Annotated in this window: 12 protein-coding genes, 2 tRNA genes and 1 pseudogene; 11 read left to right on the top strand and 4 right to left on the bottom strand. The window is 63.2% G+C overall.

The genetic code is table 11. From position 1 onward, the window contains the following. Nucleotides 1-16: 16 nt before the first annotated feature. The 3 genes and pseudogenes from EJA05_RS25440 to EJA05_RS28970 all read left to right on the top strand — a co-directional run bounded on the left by EJA05_RS25440 (nt 17) and on the right by EJA05_RS28970 (nt 3541). On the top strand, nt 17-1309 hold the full coding sequence (locus tag EJA05_RS25440; RefSeq protein ID WP_003249542.1) for an adenylosuccinate synthase: 1293 nt from the start codon (nt 17-19) through the stop codon (nt 1307-1309). Nucleotides 1310-1942: 633 nt separating this feature from the next. Beyond that, a pseudogene (locus tag EJA05_RS28975) lies at nt 1943-2635 on the top strand (methyl-accepting chemotaxis protein); the annotation flags it as partial. A gap of 21 nt (nt 2636-2656) precedes the next feature. Continuing rightward, complete coding sequence (locus EJA05_RS28970) at nt 2657-3541, top strand: methyl-accepting chemotaxis protein (RefSeq protein ID WP_374045904.1); 885 nt, start codon at nt 2657-2659, stop codon at nt 3539-3541. Between the two features lie 78 nt (nt 3542-3619). Here EJA05_RS28970 and EJA05_RS25430 read toward each other — a convergent pair whose 3' ends face one another. The 4 genes from EJA05_RS25430 to EJA05_RS25415 all read right to left on the bottom strand — a co-directional run bounded on the left by EJA05_RS25430 (nt 3620) and on the right by EJA05_RS25415 (nt 6671). After that, nucleotides 3620-5185: an ABC transporter permease gene (locus EJA05_RS25430; protein ID WP_125860654.1), complete on the bottom strand. Its 1566-nt coding sequence runs from the start codon at nt 5183-5185 to the stop codon at nt 3620-3622. After that, a complete protein-coding gene (locus tag EJA05_RS25425) occupies nt 5185-6198 on the bottom strand; it encodes an extracellular solute-binding protein (protein ID WP_125860652.1) in 1014 nt (337 codons plus the stop codon). The genes EJA05_RS25430 and EJA05_RS25425 overlap by 1 nt, the downstream gene beginning before the upstream one ends. A 213-nt stretch (nt 6199-6411) precedes the next feature. Next, nucleotides 6412-6498 (bottom strand) — tRNA-Leu (locus EJA05_RS25420). A gap of 86 nt (nt 6499-6584) precedes the next feature. Then, nucleotides 6585-6671, bottom strand: a tRNA-Leu gene (locus tag EJA05_RS25415). A gap of 271 nt (nt 6672-6942) precedes the next feature. On the opposite strand from EJA05_RS25415, the gene rnr reads away from it, so the two are divergent. The 8 genes from rnr to EJA05_RS25375 all read left to right on the top strand — a co-directional run bounded on the left by rnr (nt 6943) and on the right by EJA05_RS25375 (nt 16670). Then, on the top strand, nt 6943-9519 hold the full coding sequence (gene rnr / locus EJA05_RS25410) for a ribonuclease R (protein WP_125860650.1): 2577 nt from the start codon (nt 6943-6945) through the stop codon (nt 9517-9519). Beyond that, the gene (gene rlmB / locus EJA05_RS25405; RefSeq protein WP_110996124.1) at nt 9516-10262 is read left to right on the top strand and encodes a 23S rRNA (guanosine(2251)-2'-O)-methyltransferase RlmB; all 747 of its coding nucleotides are present in this window, start codon (nt 9516-9518) and stop codon (nt 10260-10262) included. Before rnr ends, rlmB begins: the two co-directional genes overlap by 4 nt. Before the next feature lie 328 nt (nt 10263-10590). Continuing rightward, the gene (rpsF, locus tag EJA05_RS25400) at nt 10591-11016 is read left to right on the top strand and encodes a 30S ribosomal protein S6 (protein ID WP_110996123.1); all 426 of its coding nucleotides are present in this window, start codon (nt 10591-10593) and stop codon (nt 11014-11016) included. Nucleotides 11017-11044: 28 nt separating this feature from the next. Further along, entirely contained in the window at nt 11045-11275 is a 231-nt protein-coding gene (rpsR, locus tag EJA05_RS25395) for a 30S ribosomal protein S18 (protein ID WP_003249563.1), read from the top strand. Between the two features lie 35 nt (nt 11276-11310). Then, nucleotides 11311-12177: a hypothetical protein gene (locus EJA05_RS25390; RefSeq protein ID WP_125860648.1), complete on the top strand. Its 867-nt coding sequence runs from the start codon at nt 11311-11313 to the stop codon at nt 12175-12177. Nucleotides 12178-12197: 20 nt separating this feature from the next. Continuing rightward, the gene (rplI, locus tag EJA05_RS25385) at nt 12198-12644 is read left to right on the top strand and encodes a 50S ribosomal protein L9 (RefSeq protein WP_011535934.1); all 447 of its coding nucleotides are present in this window, start codon (nt 12198-12200) and stop codon (nt 12642-12644) included. Nucleotides 12645-12757: 113 nt separating this feature from the next. After that, a complete protein-coding gene (gene dnaB, locus EJA05_RS25380; RefSeq protein ID WP_110996121.1) occupies nt 12758-14155 on the top strand; it encodes a replicative DNA helicase in 1398 nt (465 codons plus the stop codon). Nucleotides 14156-14369: 214 nt separating this feature from the next. Then, nucleotides 14370-16670 carry a YgiQ family radical SAM protein gene (locus EJA05_RS25375; RefSeq protein ID WP_125465748.1) on the top strand — a complete coding sequence of 767 codons (2301 nt, stop codon included), beginning with the start codon at nt 14370-14372 and terminating at the stop codon, nt 16668-16670. The last annotated feature ends 63 nt before the right edge of the window (nt 16671-16733 follow it).

The raw sequence follows: 16733 nt of genomic DNA, 5'->3' as shown, positions 1-16733 counted from the left end.
AATGAGGACAAGTGTTATGGGTAAGAATGTCGTCGTCCTGGGCACCCAGTGGGGTGATGAGGGCAAAGGCAAGATCGTCGATCTGCTGACCGAACATGCTGCCGCCGTCGTGCGCTACCAAGGTGGCCACAACGCGGGTCACACCCTGGTGATCAACGGTGAGAAGACCGTTCTGCACCTGATTCCGTCGGGCATCCTGCGTGAAGGCGTACAGTGCCTGATCGGCAACGGCGTGGTCGTGGCCCCGGATGCGCTGATGCGCGAAATCACCAAGCTGGAAGAGAAGGGCGTACCGGTGCGCGAGCGTCTGCGCATCAGCCCGGCTGCCCCGCTGATCCTGTCGTACCACGTGGCCCTCGATCAGGCCCGTGAAAAGGCCCGTGGCGAAGCCAAGATCGGCACCACCGGCCGTGGCATCGGCCCAGCCTACGAAGACAAGGTCGCACGCCGCGGCCTGCGTGTGGGCGACCTGTTCCACCGCGAGCGTTTCGCCGCCAAGCTCGGTGAGCTGCTGGACTACCACAACTTCCAGCTGGTGAATTACTACAAAGAGCCGGCCATCGACTTCCAGCAGACCCTGGACGAGTGCATGGCCTACGCCGAGCAGCTCAAGCCGATGATGCTCGACGTTACCGCCGAGCTGCACAACCTGCGCCGCGCCGGCAAGGACATCATGTTCGAAGGCGCCCAGGGCTCGCTGCTGGACATCGACCACGGTACCTACCCGTACGTCACCAGCTCCAACACCACCGCTGGCGGCATTTCCACAGGTTCCGGCGTTGGCCCGATGTACCTGGACTACATCCTCGGCATCACCAAGGCCTACACCACCCGTGTCGGTTCCGGTCCATTCCCGACCGAACTGTTCGACGAAACCGGCGCCACCCTGGCCAAGCGTGGTCACGAGTTCGGTTCCACCACCGGCCGCGCCCGTCGTTGCGGCTGGTTCGATGCGGTAATCCTGCGTCGCGCCATCGACGTCAACAGCATCTCGGGCATCTGCCTGACCAAGCTGGACGTACTGGACGGCCTGGAAACCATCAACATCTGCGTGGGCTACAAGAACGAGAACGGTGCCGTCATCGACGCACCTTCCGATGCCGACAGCTACATCGGCCTGGAGCCGGTGTACGAAGAGATGCCAGGCTGGAGCGAGTCGACCCTGGGCGTTAAAACCCTGGAAGAGCTGCCACAGGCCGCGCGCGATTACATCAAGCGCATCGAGGAGCTGGTCGGCGCGCCGATCGACATCATCTCGACTGGCCCGGACCGCAACGAGACCATCGTGCTGCGTCATCCGTTTGCCTGATTAGCCTTTCCGGCTGATCGAACGCCGCGCTCCCGCAAGGGGGTGCGGCGTTTTCATTTGTATCGTCAAGTTGGGCGTTGCCCCATCGCCGGCAAGCCGGCTCCCACAGGCTCTGGCATGCGCTGTGTGTGGGAGCCGGCTTGCCAGCGATAGTGCAATACAAGCAACATTGCAGAAACGCCTCACTACGCTCTTCAAATTGGCGTTTATACCTCCTGCCTCAGGCACAACCCTTGCTGTAAGAAGTTTCCGTAGATGCCATCAAAGTAATGGCGCCAGAAACACGAGGGTTACAACGTGTCTGCCATCCTTTCACTGTTACGAAGCCGCCTGTTGCGGCCTGTGTTTGTTGCGCTTGGTATCGCTCTTCTGGTGCAGGTGCTGGTCGCCGTTGCACTGACGCGGAGCACGGTCACCGCCCTGGAGGCCGATTTGGGCGAGCGCCTGGGGCATGACAGCCAGAAACTGGCCGCAGAACTGGAACAGGCCGGCCAGGATGTACGCGCCGGGCTCGACAGCCTCTCTGCCAGTACCCGCCAGCGCCTGAGTGCCGGCCTTTCCGAGCGGCTGCAAAGCGAGCAGCAGCAACTGCGCGCCACCCTGGAAAAGAACCTCAAGGACTCGGCCAACGACATGGCCGAACTCTTGGCGTCGGTTGCGCCGCGCGCCATCTGGGATAACGACGTGCCGATGTTGTCGGACTTCGCCCGGCGCGCCCAGCGCAATCCCAACGTGCTGTTTGTGATCTATGACGACGCCCAGGGCCAGCACCTGACCCGCTACCTCAACCGGCAGAACCCGATCAACCAGGCACTGATGGACAAGGGCCAGGGCGAGCGGGCGCTGGACAAGGTGCTGGATGCGGCGCGCAAGGACCCGTCGGTGTACTTCGTCGAAGCATCCATCAGCCCCAATGGCGCCGAGATCGGCAAGGTGCTGATGGGGGTTTCCACGGCGGGCGTCGATCAGGAGCTCAAGGCGCTCGACCAGCGTTTTGCCGCGTTGATCGGCAGTGGTGAGCAGTTGGTCGGCGACAGCCTGGTGGCCGCCGCCGCCGACAGTGGCAAGGCCCTGCGCGCCCGCCTGGAAACCGCCCAGAACAGCGCCACGGCGATGCAGGCCAATACTGCGCAGACCGTGCGTGACGCCGCCGGCGAGTTGCGCTGGCGGATCGGTCTGGGCCTGGTGCTGGTCGGGCTGGGGGTATTGCTGGTGGTCGCCGTGGTGCTTGGGCGCCGGGTGCTCAGCAAGCTGCGCCTGCTGATTACCGCGCTCAACGACCTGGCTGCGGGTGAGGGCGACCTTACCAAGCGTGTGACCCTCGACAGCCGCGACGAGATCGGCGACATGGCTTCGGCGGTCAACCGCTTCGTCGACAAGCTGCAGCCCATCGTGCGTGAGGCCGGTGAGGTGGCCCAGCGCACTGGCGTGGAGATCGGCAGCATGACCCAGCGCAATGCCGGGGCCGATGCTGCGGCGGCGCTGCAGCGCGATGAAGTGGCCGCCAGCCTGCGCGACCTGTCGAGCATGGCCGACGAGGCCCAGGCCGAAAGCCATGCCATGCAGGCCGCATTGCAGCAGGTGGTGGATATCCGCCAGGCCACCGATGAGAACAGCCGTGCGTCCACGCAGCTGGCACGGCTGATCGAGAACCTGGCCGGTGAAGTAGAAACCGGCTCCCAGGTGATCGAGCGGCTGGCCAAGCAAAGCGAGCAGATCGAAGTGGTGCTGACGGTTATCCACGGCATTGCCGAGCAGACCAACCTGCTGGCGCTCAATGCCGCCATCGAGGCGGCGCGGGCGGGCGAGACCGGGCGTGGCTTCGCCGTGGTGGCTGACGAGGTGCGGGCGCTGGCGAGCAAGACGCAGAGTTCGACTGGCGATATCCAGTCGCACATCACCGCCTTGCAGGAGGGTGCCAAGGAGGCGGTCGCCACCATCAGCCAGGCCGGGCGCCAGGCCAGCGAAGGCTTGCTGGTGCTGCGTGACAACGAGCGGCGTCAGCAGTCGGTGCAGGCGGCGGTGGAGCAGGTGCATGCGGCGATCGGCCTGGCTACCCGCGCGGCGGAACAGCAGGCCAATGGCGCGCAGGCGGTGCGTGGGCGAGTGGAGAACATCCATGCTCAGGCCGAGCGGTCAGCCGAGGTGGTGATGCAGACCACGGCCAGCAGCAAGGTGCTGGATGACCTGGCGGCGCAGTTGCGCGCGAGCCTGGGGCAGTTCCGGGCCTGAAAAGCATCGCGGGGCAAGCCCGCTCCCACGCGACCTACAAACGGCGGCGTGGGAGCGGGCTTGCCCCGCGAAAGGGCCTTACGCCTTGTTCAGATACATCCGTGTGGTCAACAGATACACCGGCAACCCCGACACCACGATCAACAGCGCCGCATAAGGCGCGGCCGCCGCAAACTCGACGTTGGCGGTATGCGCCCACACCTCGGTTGCCAGCGTGGTCATCCCGGTCGGGCTGAGCAGCAAGGTGGCGGTCAACTCCTTCATTGCATCCAGGAACACCAGCGCAAATGCCGCCGCCATGGCCGGGAAGATGATCGGCAGGGTCACCCGGCAGAACGCCGCGAAGCTGCTCGCACCCAGCGTGCGCGCCGCCTCTTCCAGCGTCGGTGAAGCCTTGTTCAGTGCCGTGCGCACCGGCGACTGGGCCAGCGGCAGGAACAGCAGGGCATAGGCCAGGATCAGCAGGGCAGTGGTCTGGTACAGCGCCGGCACGTAGTGCAGGGCGAAGAACACCAGGGTCAGCGCGATCACCAGGCCCGGCAGGGCGTGCAGCAGGTACGGCAGGCGTTCGGCCCAGATCGCCAGGCGACCCTTGTAGCGCACCACCAGGAAGCTGATCGGCAATGCCAGCAGCACGCAGAAACCTGCGCCGCCCAGCGACACCGACAGCGAGGTGGCCAGTGCCTTGCCGATGGCCGCCACCGGGAAGGCCGCCGACGAGCCGACACTCAGCCAGTAGCCAAGCATGGCCAGTGGAATACCGCTGCCCAGCACCGCGAGCGCCATGCACAGCAGTTGCCCCAGTGGCATCCAGCCACGCAGGTTGACCGGCTGGGCGCGACGCGCCACGCCCTGGCCGATCCGCACATGGCGGGCCTTGCCGCGTACCCGCAGCTCCAGCCAGAGCATCACCAGGCACAGCGCCAGCAGCACTGCCGAAAGCATGGCAGCGTTGGCGTTGCTGAATTCCAGTTCGAACTGCTGGTAGATCGCCGTGGTGAAGGTCTGCAGGCCAAGAATCGACAGGGCGCCGAACTCCACCAGCATGTGCAGGGCGATCAACAAGGCGCCGCCCAGCATCGACGGCCAGAGCAGTGGCAGGGTGATCTTGCGAAACACCCCCCAGCGGCTGCAACCCAGGGTGCGCGCCGATTCTTCCAGCGCGGTGTCGAGGTTGCGCAGGGTGGCGGCCACCGGCAGGAACACCAGCGGGTATTTGGACAGCGCCATCACCAGGATCGCCCCGCCCAACCCTTCGAAGTCCGAACTCAGCGACACCCAGGTGAAGCTGCTGACGAACGACGGCACGGCGAACGGCAGGCACAGCACCACGCCCCACAGGCGCCGGCCCGGCAGGTCGCTGCGCTCCAGCAGCCAGGCCAGGGCCACGCCCACCACCAGGCACAGCGCGGTGACGCCGGCCATCAGCAGCAGGGTGTTGCGCAGCAGGCCCCAGACGAACGGGCGCCAGAGCAGGCGCAGGGCCTCGTGAGCGCCGGCTTCCCAGGCCTTGAGCCCGACATACAGCAATGGCAGCAGGCTCATCGCCACCAGGAACAGCACCGGCAGCAGCACCCAGACAGACGGGCGCTTGCGCTTGGGGACGAAGCGGGAGACGGCGGGCGAGGGCAGGGCGGCGGTCATCAGAGCAGACCAACCTCACGTTCGAGCTCAATGGCTTCCTCGGCGTTGCCCAGGTCGGCCGGCGAGATCTTCGGCGGGCGCAGCTCCTCGAACGGCTTCAGGCCACGGTCCGAGACCATGCCCTTGTGCAGCGGGTATTCGGCGGTGGTCTGGGTGATCACACGCTGGCCTTCTTCGCTGGCCATCCAGTTGAGCAGGGCCTGGGCTTCTTTCGGGTGCTTGCTGGCTTTCACCGCAGCGGCGCCGGAGATGGTCACCAGGTTGCCGGCATCGCCATCGGCCAGGTAGTACAGCTTGGAATCGAGCTTGCCGCGCTCGCGCTCCAGGGCGTACCAGTAGTAGTTGTTCACCAGCACGGCGGCGACTTCGCCTTTTTCCACGGCCTTCAGGGCCACCATGTTGTTGGTGTAGGTCTTGCCGAACGCTTTCAAGCCGGTCAGCCATTCCTCGGTGGCTTCGCGCCCGTGCATCTTGAGGATGGCCACGGCCTGTTCCTGGAAGGCGCCGCTGGTGGGCACGTAACCGACCCGGCCTTCCCACTCGGGGTTGGCGAAGTCCATCACTGTGGTGGGCAGGTCTTTCTCGTCGACCTTTTTCGGGTTGTACACCACCACGCGGGTGCGGGCAGTGACCCCCATCCAGGTGCCATTGGCGCCTACGTATTCCTTTGGCAGCATATTCAGGGTGGCGTCGTCGATCTTCGCCAGCAGGCCCAGTTCGCCCAGGTTGTTCAGCGGTGGCGACTCTTCGGTATAGATGATGTCGGCGGGCGAGCGGTCGCCTTCCTCGATGATCTGGCTGGCCAGCTGGTTGCTGCTGCCTTTGCGGATATTGATGTGGATGCCGGTCTTGGCCTCGTAGGCCTTGGCAATGGCTTCGCCGATTTCCTTGTGCTGACCGTTGTACATGGTCAGGCTGGCCGGGGCGTCTGCCAGGGCGGCCGGGGCGCCGATCACCAGGCTCAGCACTGCAGCGGCCAGGCTGCGCATCAGCGGTTGCGGGCGGATCGTCATGCGGGTACTTCCTCGCTTACGGCTACATATTTGGAAACAATGGTAAACGAAATCGTTTCTCAAATGGGCGTATGACGGGAAATTCATGGGGGTTCGCCGTGATCCCTGCTGTGTCTGTGAGATCGAGCGCGCTAGAGAACTTTCGGCGGGAGAGGGGGCAAGCAAAAATCGCAGGCAAGAAAAAACCCACTAGCAAGCTAGTGGGTTTTTATATGGTGCCCAGGAGAAGACTCGAACTTCCACGACCGTTAAGTCACTGATACCTGAAACCAGCGCGTCTACCAATTCCGCCACCTGGGCAAAGCTTTGAATCATCTGGTGAGGCGACTATCGTTCGCTTTCACACAGTAGTAATAGATCCTTGGTCATCTATTACTTGAAAATCTTGGTGCCCAGGAGAAGACTCGAACTTCCACGACCGTTAAGTCACTGATACCTGAAACCAGCGCGTCTACCAATTCCGCCACCTGGGCACACATTCGAGATTACAAGATGCTTTACAGCGCCGTTCATCTCTACTACAACTTCGGGGTTGTCCGTCGTTGTGGTGCGCACTATACGGACGGTCCTGGAGGCTGTAAAGCCCCCGAGCGAAAAAAATTTCAAAAAATTCAACTTGTTGATTCCGCAGGCCTATTACTGGGCAGCGGACGCTGTGCTGGGGCTGTCCAAGGCTGACATTTCCGGTTTCAATAGGCCTATGCCAGAATTCATATCTATATACCCCAAGGTGAACCCCTTCTGATGGCCGATTGGCAATCCCTCGATCCCGAGGCCGCTCGCGAAGCGGAAAAATACGACAATCCTATTCCCAGCCGTGAGCTGATCCTGCAGCGCCTCGCCGACCGTGGCGAACCGGCTGCCCGCGAAGAACTGGCGGCAGAGTTCGGTCTGTATGAAGAAGACCAGATCGAAGCCCTGCGTCGCCGCCTGCGCGCCATGGAGCGTGATGGCCAGCTTATCTATACCCGGCGCGGCACCTATGCCCCGGTAGACAAGCTCGACCTGATCTGCGGCCGTGTCTCCGGCCACCGCGACGGCTTCGGCTTCCTGATCCCCGACGACGGCAGTGAGGATCTGTTCCTCAGCCCCTCGCAGATGCGCCTGGTATTCGACGGTGACCGCGGCCTTGCCCGGGTCTCCGGTGTCGACCGCCGTGGCCGCCGCGAGGGCGTGCTGGTTGAAGTCATCTCCCGTGCCCACGAGAGCGTGGTCGGCCGCTACTTCGAAGAAGGCGGCATCGGTTATGTGACGCCGGACAATCCGAAGATCCAGCAGGAAGTGCTGGTCACCGCCGGGCGTAACGGTGGTGCGAAGATCGGCCAGTTCGTTTCGATCAAGATCACCCACTGGCCCACCCCGCGCTTCCAGCCGCAAGGTGACGTTGTCGAGGTGATCGGCAACTACATGGCCCCGGGCATGGAGATCGATATCGCCCTGCGCAGCTATGACATTCCCCATGTCTGGCCGCAGGACGTGATCAAGGAAGCGCGCAAGTTCCGCTCCGAAGTCGAAGAAAAGGACAAAGAGAAGCGCATCGACCTGCGTCACCTGCCGTTCGTCACCATCGACGGTGAAGACGCCCGTGACTTCGACGATGCCGTCTACTGCGAGCCGCTGGGCAAGCTGCGCCTGTTCTCTGGCGGCTGGCGCCTCTATGTGGCGATCGCCGACGTGTCCAGCTACGTGCGCCTGGGTTCTGCCCTGGATACCGAAGCACAGCAGCGCGGCAACTCGGTGTACTTCCCGGAGCGCGTCATCCCGATGCTGCCCGAGGAGCTGTCCAACGGCCTGTGCTCGTTGAACCCGCACGTCGATCGCCTGGCCATGGTCTGTGAAATGACCATCAACAAGGCCGGCCAGATGGTCGACTACCAGTTCTACGAGGGGGTCATCCACTCCCATGCGCGCCTGACCTACAACAAGGTCAGCAGCATGCTCGAGCATTCCCGTACCCGCGAAGGCAAGGCCCTGCGCGAGGAGTACAGTGCTGTCCTGCCAGACCTCAAGAGCCTGTACGCGCTGTACAAGGTGCTGCTGGCGGCCCGTCACACCCGTGGCGCGATCGATTTCGAGACCCAGGAAACCCGGATCATCTTCGGCGAAGACCGCAAGATCGACGAAATTCGTCCGACCGTGCGCAACGACGCCCACAAGTTGATCGAGGAATGCATGCTGGCGGCCAACGTCGCCACCGCCGCGTTCCTGCAGAAGCACAATGTGCCGTCGCTGTACCGCGTGCACGACGGCCCGCCGCCGGAGCGCCTGGAAAAACTGCGCGCCTTCCTCGGCGAACTGGGCCTGAGCCTGCACAAGGGCAAGGATCCGTCGCCGAAGGACTACCAGGCCCTGCTGGCGAGCATCGCCGGGCGCCCGGACTTCCACCTGATCCAGACCGTCATGCTGCGCTCCCTGAGCCAGGCGGTGTACAGCGTCGAGAACAATGGCCACTTCGGCCTGAACTACGAAGCCTACACCCACTTCACCTCGCCGATCCGTCGTTACCCGGACCTGCTGGTGCACCGGGCGATCCGCAGCGTGATCCGCTCCAAGGTCGATACCCCGCACGTCAAGCGTGCCGGTGCCATGAGCATCCCCAAGGCGCGTATCTACCCGTACGACGAGAACGCCCTCGAGCAGATGGGCGAGCAGTGCTCGATGACCGAGCGCCGCGCCGACGAGGCCACCCGTGACGTGGTCAACTGGCTCAAGTGCGAGTACATGCGTGACCGTGTCGGGGAAATTTTCCCGGGCGTGATCACGGCTGTGACCGGCTTTGGCCTGTTCATCGAGCTGACCGACATCTATGTCGAAGGCCTGGTGCATGTCAGTGCCTTGCCGGGTGACTACTACCACTTCGATCCGGTTCATCATCGCCTGTCGGGCGAGCGCACCGGGCGCAGCTTCCGCCTTGGCGACACGGTCGAGGTCAAGGTCATGCGTGTCGACCTCGAGCAGCGCAAGATCGACTTCGAGATGTCCGAGCAGACCGTCACCGCGCCGGTTGGCCGCAAGACGCGCGCCGGTGCCGCCGAGCCGGCCGCCCAGCCGGCGCCTGCCGGCGAAGCGAAAATCTCGCCCAAGCCGCGCAGCCGCAAGGGCGAAACCGCCGAAGCCTACTTCCCGAAAGACGCTGTCCAGCGTAACGCCGAAGTGCGCAAGAGCCGCGAGATGAAGAAAGCGCTGATGAGCGATGCGCGCACCGGGCACGCCGCCAGCAAGTCGGAGAAAGGCAGCAAGTCGGCTTCCGGTAAACCGACCAAGCATCGCAAGGGGCCGTCGAAGTCCGGCGCGCCACGTAAAGGCAAGAACAAGTCATGAGTCAGCTGGAAAAGATCTACGGCGTGCACGCCGTCCAGGCGTTGCTGCAGCACCATCCCAAGCGGGTCAAGCAGATCTGGCTGTCGGAAGGCCGTAGCGAACCGCGTCTGCAGACCTTGCTGGCCCTGGCCGCGGAAAACCGCGTTCAGGTCGGCCAGGCCGAGCGCCGCGAGCTCGATGCCTGGGTCGAGGGTGTGCACCAGGGCGTAGTGGCTGAGGTGAGCCCGAGCCAGGTGTGGGGTGAATTGATGCTCGAGGAGTTGCTCGAGCGCACTGAAACCCCGCCGCTGATTCTGGTCCTCGACGGCGTCACCGACCCGCACAACCTCGGCGCCTGCCTGCGCACCGCCGATGCCGCGGGCGCTACTGCAGTAGTGATCCCCAAGGACAAGTCGGCCAGCCTGACTGCCGTGGTGCGCAAGGTGGCCTGTGGCGCCGCCGAAGTGATCCCGCTGGTGGCCGTGACCAACCTGGCCCGCACCCTGGAGAAGCTCCAGCAGCGCGGGCTGTGGGTGGTCGGTACCGCCGGTGAGGCCGAGCAGGAGATCTACCAGCAGGACCTGACCGGCCCGCTGGTGATGATCATGGGTGCCGAAGGCAAGGGCATGCGTCGGCTGACCCGCGAGCACTGTGATTTCCTGGTCAAGCTGCCGATGGCCGGTAGCGTCAGCAGCCTGAACGTCTCGGTCGCGACCGGGGTGTGCCTGTTCGAGGCAGTGAGACAGCGCCAGGCCAAGCGCTGATTCGTTACCTGCAGGGCGGGCTTGTGGGAGCGGGCTTGCCCCGCGATGGCGGTGGTGGGTTTGCCATCGTATCGCGGGGCAAGCCCGCTCCCACGAACCCCGCCTCACGGGTCTGCTCCCGCAGGAACCTGCCCGTCGGGCGAATATGTTTCCGGCTGTTCAAATATTCGCCAATTACCTTGCTTGTCCCCCTGGCCTTCTCTACAATTGCGCCCCTTGCCAGCTGGCCGGTGCGCATGCGCCTACACGCCGGGGCAAGACTTACAGTGTCATTCACTCCTTGTCTGACCAGATACGCTGGCAGACTACTAACCCGTAAGGAGCATTCATGCGTCATTACGAAATCATCTTCCTGGTCCACCCGGATCAGAGCGAGCAAGTCGGCGGCATGGTTGAGCGTTACACCAAGCTGATCGAAGAAGATGGTGGCAAGATCCACCGCCTGGAAGACTGGGGCCGTCGTCAACTGGCCTACGCAATCAACAATGTTCACAAGGCTCACTACGTGATGCTGAACGTTGAGTGCACCGGCAAGGCCCTGGCCGAGCTGGAAGACAACTTCCGCTACAACGATGCCGTGATCCGTAACCTGGTCATCCGTCGTGACGAAGCCGTTACCGGCCCGTCCGAGATGCTCAAGGCAGAAGAGAACCGCAGCGAGCGCCGTGAGCGTCGCGAACGTCCTGACAGTGCTGATGGCGTCGATGGCGACGACAGCAATGACAGCGACAACAGCGATAACGCTGACGAGTAATCCACGGACCTTTTGAGGAGCCAATCACATGGCACGTTTCTTCCGTCGTCGTAAATTCTGCCGCTTCACTGCTGAAGACGTGAAAGAGATCGACTTCAAAGATCTCAACACCCTGAAAGCTTACGTATCCGAAACCGGCAAGATCGTTCCAAGCCGCATCACCGGTACCAAAGCTCGTTATCAGCGTCAGCTGGCTACCGCTATCAAGCGCGCCCGCTTCCTGGCCCTGCTGCCCTACACCGACAGCCACGGCCGCTGAGACCGGGTCGTCGACTTAAGTAGCAAGGGATAAGCATGCGAGCGTTGGCAAGTTTCATCATGCGCGGTCGTGTGCAGGCCACCTTCGTGGTGGTCATCAGTGCGGTACTGCCGCTGCTGTTCTGGTTGAGTGCCGCCGCCGGGAGCCTGGTGTTCCTGCGGCGTGGTTTCAAGGATGCTTCATCGGTCATCGCCTGGGGCCTGTTGCCGGCGGTGATCATGTGGTACTTCGGCGAACCCAGCACCTTGCTGGTGTTTTTGGGAACGCTGGGCCTGGCTGCGCTGTTGCGTGCCGGGCACTCCTGGAGCCGGGTGCTGCTGTCCAGTGTCGTATTAGGCTTGCTGTACAGCCTGATCCTGGATGCGGTGCTGCGCGAAACCTTCGAAGTGCTGGCCAAGGCGCTTGAAAAAGCCCTGCCGCAGTTCGAAGGCAAACCCGTACTACCTGGTGAGCTGATCGGCCCTTTGCTGGTCGCTTCCAGTGCGGTAATGCTGCAGCTGTTCAGCCTGCTGGCTTTGATGCTGGCGCGCTATTGGCAGGCAGCGTTGTACAACCCCGGTGGTTTCGGCCGCGAGTTTCGCGAACTGAGGCTACCGCTGGTGCCCATGCTGGCACTGGTGTCGCTGATGGCGCTGGGTCCGTTTATCGGGTCTCAGTTCATCGTGCTGGCATCGGCCTCCAGCCTGGTACTGCTTCTGGCTGGCATCGCCCTGATTCATGGGTTGGTGGCGCAGGGGCGACTGGCCGGGTTCTGGCTGGTGGGGATGTACGTGACGTTGCCGCTGCTCATGCAGCTGATGTATCCGTTGCTCGTGGTTTTGGCCATTGTCGACAGCCTGATTGATTTTCGCGGTCGCAAGTCCCCTTCGCAGGGTGACGATTCCGCGAACGGTGAAGGTTAAAAGTTAAGAGGTTTTACCAAATGGAACTGATCCTGCTGGAAAAAGTCGCCAACCTGGGCAACCTGGGCGACAAAGTAAACGTTAAGGCCGGTTACGGCCGTAACTTCCTGCTGCCGTTCGGCAAGGCCACCGTTGCCAACGCCGCCAACCTGGCCGCGTTCGAAGAGCGCCGCGCTGAGCTGGAAAAAGCCGCAGCAGACAAGAAAGCATCGGCTGAAAGCCGTGCTGCCCAACTGGCCGAGCTGGAAGTGACCATCACTGCCACCGCTGGCGACGAAGGCAAGCTGTTCGGTTCGATCGGCACCCACGACATCGCTGACGCCCTGACCGCCTCCGGCGTTGAAGTGGCCAAGGCTGAAGTTCGTCTGCCGAACGGCACCATCCGTCAGGTTGGCGAATACGACGTAGCCGTGCACCTGCACAGCGACGTTGAAGCCACCGTACGTGTGGTCGTCGTAGCTGCCTAAGCTGCGCAATCGGCTGGTCCCTCGCGGGCCAGGCGGTTAACATCGGGCACGGTCCTGTTTCCTACAGGCCGTGCCCTTTGTTTTTATCATCCCCCCAGAATTCTTTCGTGGCCATGAACGAGATTACCCATCCCGAACAGCTCGACCTGCAAACCGCTGCCCTGAAGGTGCCGCCGCATTCCATCGAGGCCGAACAGGCCGTGCTCGGTGGCCTGATGCTGGACAACAACGCCTGGGAGAAGGTGCTGGATCAGGTGTCGGATGGCGATTTCTATCGGCATGACCACCGCCTGATCTTCCGCGCCATCCACAAGCTGGTCGACGCGAACCACCCGTTCGACGTGGTGACGCTGCACGAGCAGCTGGACAAGGAAGGCGTCTCCACCCAGGTCGGCGGCCTGGCCTATCTGGCTGAACTGGCCAAGAATACGCCGTCGGTGGCCAACATCAAGGCCTACGCCGCGATCATTCGCGAGCGGGCCACGCTGCGCCAGCTGATCAGCATCAGTACCGACATCGCCGACAACGCCTTCAACCCCCAGGGGCGCAACGCCGAGGAGATCCTCGACGACGCCGAGCGGCAGATCTTCCAGATCGCCGAGGCGCGGCCGAAGACCGGTGGCCCGGTGGGCGTCAACGAGCTGTTGACCAAGGCCATCGATCGCATCGACACGCTGTTCAACTCCGACAGTGACATCACCGGTGTCTCTACCGGTTACACCGACCTCGACGAGAAGACCAGCGGCCTGCAGCCCGCCGACCTGATCATCGTTGCTGGCCGTCCGTCGATGGGCAAGACCACCTTCGCCATGAACCTGGTGGAAAACGCCGTACTGCGCAGCGACAAGGTGGTGCTGGTGTTCTCCCTCGAGATGCCAGGTGAATCGCTGATCATGCGTATGCTCTCGTCCCTCGGCCGGATCGATCAGACCAAAGTGCGTTCCGGTCAGCTGGACGATGACGACTGGCCGCGCCTCACTTCCGCGGTCAACCTGCTCAATGACCGCAAGCTGTTCATCGACGACACCGCCGGCATCAGCCCCTCGGAAATGCGTGCCCGTACCCGCCGCCTGGCCCGTGAGCACGGCGAGATCGCCATGATCATGGTCGACTACCTGCAGCTGATGCAGATCCCGGGCTCTGCCGGTGACAACCGCACCAACGAGATCTCCGAGATCTCCCGCTCGTTGAAAGCCCTGGCCAAGGAATTCAACTGCCCGGTCATCGCCCTGTCGCAGCTCAACCGCTCCCTGGAGCAGCGCCCCAACAAGCGCCCGGTCAACTCCGACCTGCGTGAATCCGGTGCAATCGAGCAGGACGCCGACGTGATCATGTTCGTCTACCGCGACGAGGTGTATCACCCCGAGACCGAGCACAAGGGCGTGGCAGAGATCATCATCGGCAAGCAGCGTAACGGCCCCATCGGCTTCATCCGCCTGGCGTTCATCGGCAAGTACACCCGCTTCGAGAACCTCGCGCCGGGTATGTACAACTTCGACGACGACGAATAAACCTCCCGGGATCCAACTGGCCCCTGTGGGAGCGGGTTTACCCGCGAATGCGATGTCGAATGTTCCATCGCCTTCGCGGGTAAACCCGCTCCCACAGGGGTCAGTGTTTTCCTGGTCGATCCAAATGAATCCGACCACCACCGTCGGATTTGGTCAAAATTTGTGCTATATTCCGCGCCCGCGATTTCCCTGCACACCAGAACCGGTCACTGACATGCAAGCAGCCAAACCACTCTACGACTATCCCAAGTACTGGGCCGAATGCTTCGGGCCAGCGCCGTTCCTGCCGATGAGCAGGGAGGAGATGGATCAGCTCGGCTGGGATTCCTGCGACATCATCATCGTGACCGGTGACGCCTACGTCGACCATGCGTCGTTCGGCATGGCCATCATCGGCCGCCTGCTCGAGGCCCAGGGCTTCCGGGTGGGCATCATTGCCCAGCCGAACTGGCAGTCCAAAGACGACTTCATGAAGCTCGGCGAGCCGAACCTGTTCTTCGGTGTCGCGGCCGGCAACATGGACTCGATGATCAACCGCTACACCGCGGACAAGAAGATCCGCTCCGACGACGCCTACACCCCTGGCGGCTTGGCCGGCAAGCGCCCGGACCGCGCCAGCCTGGTGTACAGCCAGCGCTGCAAGGAAGCCTACAAGCACGTGCCGATCGTGCTCGGCGGCATCGAGGCCTCGCTGCGCCGCATCGCCCACTACGACTACTGGCAGGACAAAGTCCGCCACTCGATCCTGGTGGACGCCAGCGCCGACATCCTGCTGTACGGCAACGCCGAGCGGGCCATCGTCGAGGTCGCCCAGCGCCTGTCCCAGGGCGAGCCCATTGAGCAGATCACCGACGTGCGCGGCACGGCGTTCATTCGCCGCGACACGCCCCAGGGCTGGTACGAGATCGACTCCACCCGCATCGACCGTCCGGGCCGGGTCGACAAGATCATCAACCCCTACGTCAACACCCAGGACACCCAGGCCTGCGCCATCGAGCAGGCCAAGGGCGAGCAGGACGACCCGAACGAAGCCAAGGTGGTGCAGATCCTCGACAGCCCGCAGATCACCCGGGAAAAGTCGGTGATCCGCCTGCCATCGTTCGAAAAGGTGCGCAACGACCCGGTGCTCTATGCCCACGCCAACCGCGTGCTGCACCTGGAGACCAACCCCGGCAACGCCCGCGCCCTGGTGCAGAAGCACGGCGAGGTGGATGTGTGGTTCAACCCGCCACCCATCCCTATGACCACCGAAGAAATGGACTACGTGTTCGGCATGCCCTACGCGCGTGTTCCGCACCCGGCCTATGGTAAGGAACGCATCCCGGCCTACGAGATGATCCGTTTCTCGGTCAACATCATGCGTGGCTGTTTCGGTGGCTGCACCTTCTGCTCGATCACCGAGCACGAAGGCCGGATCATCCAGAACCGCTCGCACGAGTCGATCCTGCACGAAATCGAAGAGATGCGTGACAAGGTGCCAGGCTTCACCGGCGTGGTCTCCGACCTTGGCGGCCCGACCGCCAACATGTACCGCATCGCCTGCAAGAGCCACGAGATCGAGAAGCACTGCCGCAAGCCGTCGTGCGTGTTCCCCGGCATCTGCGAGAACCTCAACACCGACCACAGCTCGCTGATCGAGCTGTACCGCAAGGCCCGCGCCTTGCCGGGGGTGAAGAAGATCCTGATTGCCTCGGGCCTGCGCTACGACCTGGCGGTGGAATCGCCGGAGTACGTGCGCGAGCTGGTGACCCACCACGTCGGTGGCTACCTGAAGATTGCCCCGGAGCACACCGAGCGTGGCCCGCTGGACAAGATGATGAAGCCGGGTATCGGCACCTACGACCGCTTCAAACGCATGTTCGAGAAGTTCTCGAAAGAGGCGGGCAAGGAGCAGTACCTGATCCCGTACTTCATTGCCGCGCACCCGGGCACCACCGACGAAGACATGATGAACCTGGCCCTCTGGCTCAAGGGCAACGGCTTCCGCGCCGACCAGGTGCAGGCGTTCTACCCGTCGCCCATGGCCTCGGCCACGGCCATGTACCACTCGGGCAAGAACCCGCTGCGCAAGGTCACCTACAAGAGCGAAGGGGTGGAGATCGTCAAGAGCGAGGAGCAGCGTCGCCTGCACAAGGCGTTCCTGCGCTACCACGATCCGAAGGGCTGGCCGATGCTGCGTGAAGCGCTGGAGCGTATGGGCCGCGCCGACCTGATCGGCCCGGGCAAGCACCAGTTGATCCCGCTGCACCAGCCGCAGACCGACAGCTACCAGAGCGCCCGGCGCAAGAACTCCACGCCGGCCGGCAGCCACAAGGTGGGCAAGGAGCAGAAGATCCTCACCCAGCACACCGGCCTGCCGCCGCGTGCCAGCGATGGCAGCAAGCCGTGGGACAAGCGCGAGAAGGCCAAGGCCGAAGCGTTCGCCCGCAACCAGCAGGCGGCCAAGGAGCGCAAAGAGGCGGCCAAGGGTGGCGGCAAGGGCAAGAAGCCGCGTCAGCCAGTCATTCCGCGCTGATGCAGTAACCGTGGGAGCGGGCTTGCCCCGCGATTGCGATGTCGGGATTTCCGACGCCATCGC

The organism is Pseudomonas oryziphila, from assembly GCF_003940825.1.
Classification (GTDB): Bacteria; Pseudomonadota; Gammaproteobacteria; order Pseudomonadales; family Pseudomonadaceae; genus Aquipseudomonas; species Aquipseudomonas sichuanensis.
This window is presented reverse-complemented; position numbering and strand designations above follow the sequence as displayed.

What these genes read in the sequence shown, in the direction of transcription:
- EJA05_RS25440 (WP_003249542.1), top strand. Translation starts at nt 17, where the DNA reads ATGGGTAAGAATGTCGTCGTCCTGGGCACCCAGTGGGGTGATGAGGGC.
- EJA05_RS28970 (WP_374045904.1), top strand. Translation starts at nt 2,657, where the DNA reads ATGGCTTCGGCGGTCAACCGCTTCGTCGACAAGCTGCAGCCCATCGTG.
- EJA05_RS25430 (WP_125860654.1), bottom strand. Translation starts at nt 5,185, where the DNA reads ATGACCGCCGCCCTGCCCTCGCCCGCCGTCTCCCGCTTCGTCCCCAAG.
- EJA05_RS25425 (WP_125860652.1), bottom strand. Translation starts at nt 6,198, where the DNA reads ATGACGATCCGCCCGCAACCGCTGATGCGCAGCCTGGCCGCTGCAGTG.
- rnr (WP_125860650.1), top strand. Translation starts at nt 6,943, where the DNA reads ATGGCCGATTGGCAATCCCTCGATCCCGAGGCCGCTCGCGAAGCGGAA.
- rlmB (WP_110996124.1), top strand. Translation starts at nt 9,516, where the DNA reads ATGAGTCAGCTGGAAAAGATCTACGGCGTGCACGCCGTCCAGGCGTTG.
- rpsF (WP_110996123.1), top strand. Translation starts at nt 10,591, where the DNA reads ATGCGTCATTACGAAATCATCTTCCTGGTCCACCCGGATCAGAGCGAG.
- rpsR (WP_003249563.1), top strand. Translation starts at nt 11,045, where the DNA reads ATGGCACGTTTCTTCCGTCGTCGTAAATTCTGCCGCTTCACTGCTGAA.
- EJA05_RS25390 (WP_125860648.1), top strand. Translation starts at nt 11,311, where the DNA reads ATGCGAGCGTTGGCAAGTTTCATCATGCGCGGTCGTGTGCAGGCCACC.
- rplI (WP_011535934.1), top strand. Translation starts at nt 12,198, where the DNA reads ATGGAACTGATCCTGCTGGAAAAAGTCGCCAACCTGGGCAACCTGGGC.
- dnaB (WP_110996121.1), top strand. Translation starts at nt 12,758, where the DNA reads ATGAACGAGATTACCCATCCCGAACAGCTCGACCTGCAAACCGCTGCC.
- EJA05_RS25375 (WP_125465748.1), top strand. Translation starts at nt 14,370, where the DNA reads ATGCAAGCAGCCAAACCACTCTACGACTATCCCAAGTACTGGGCCGAA.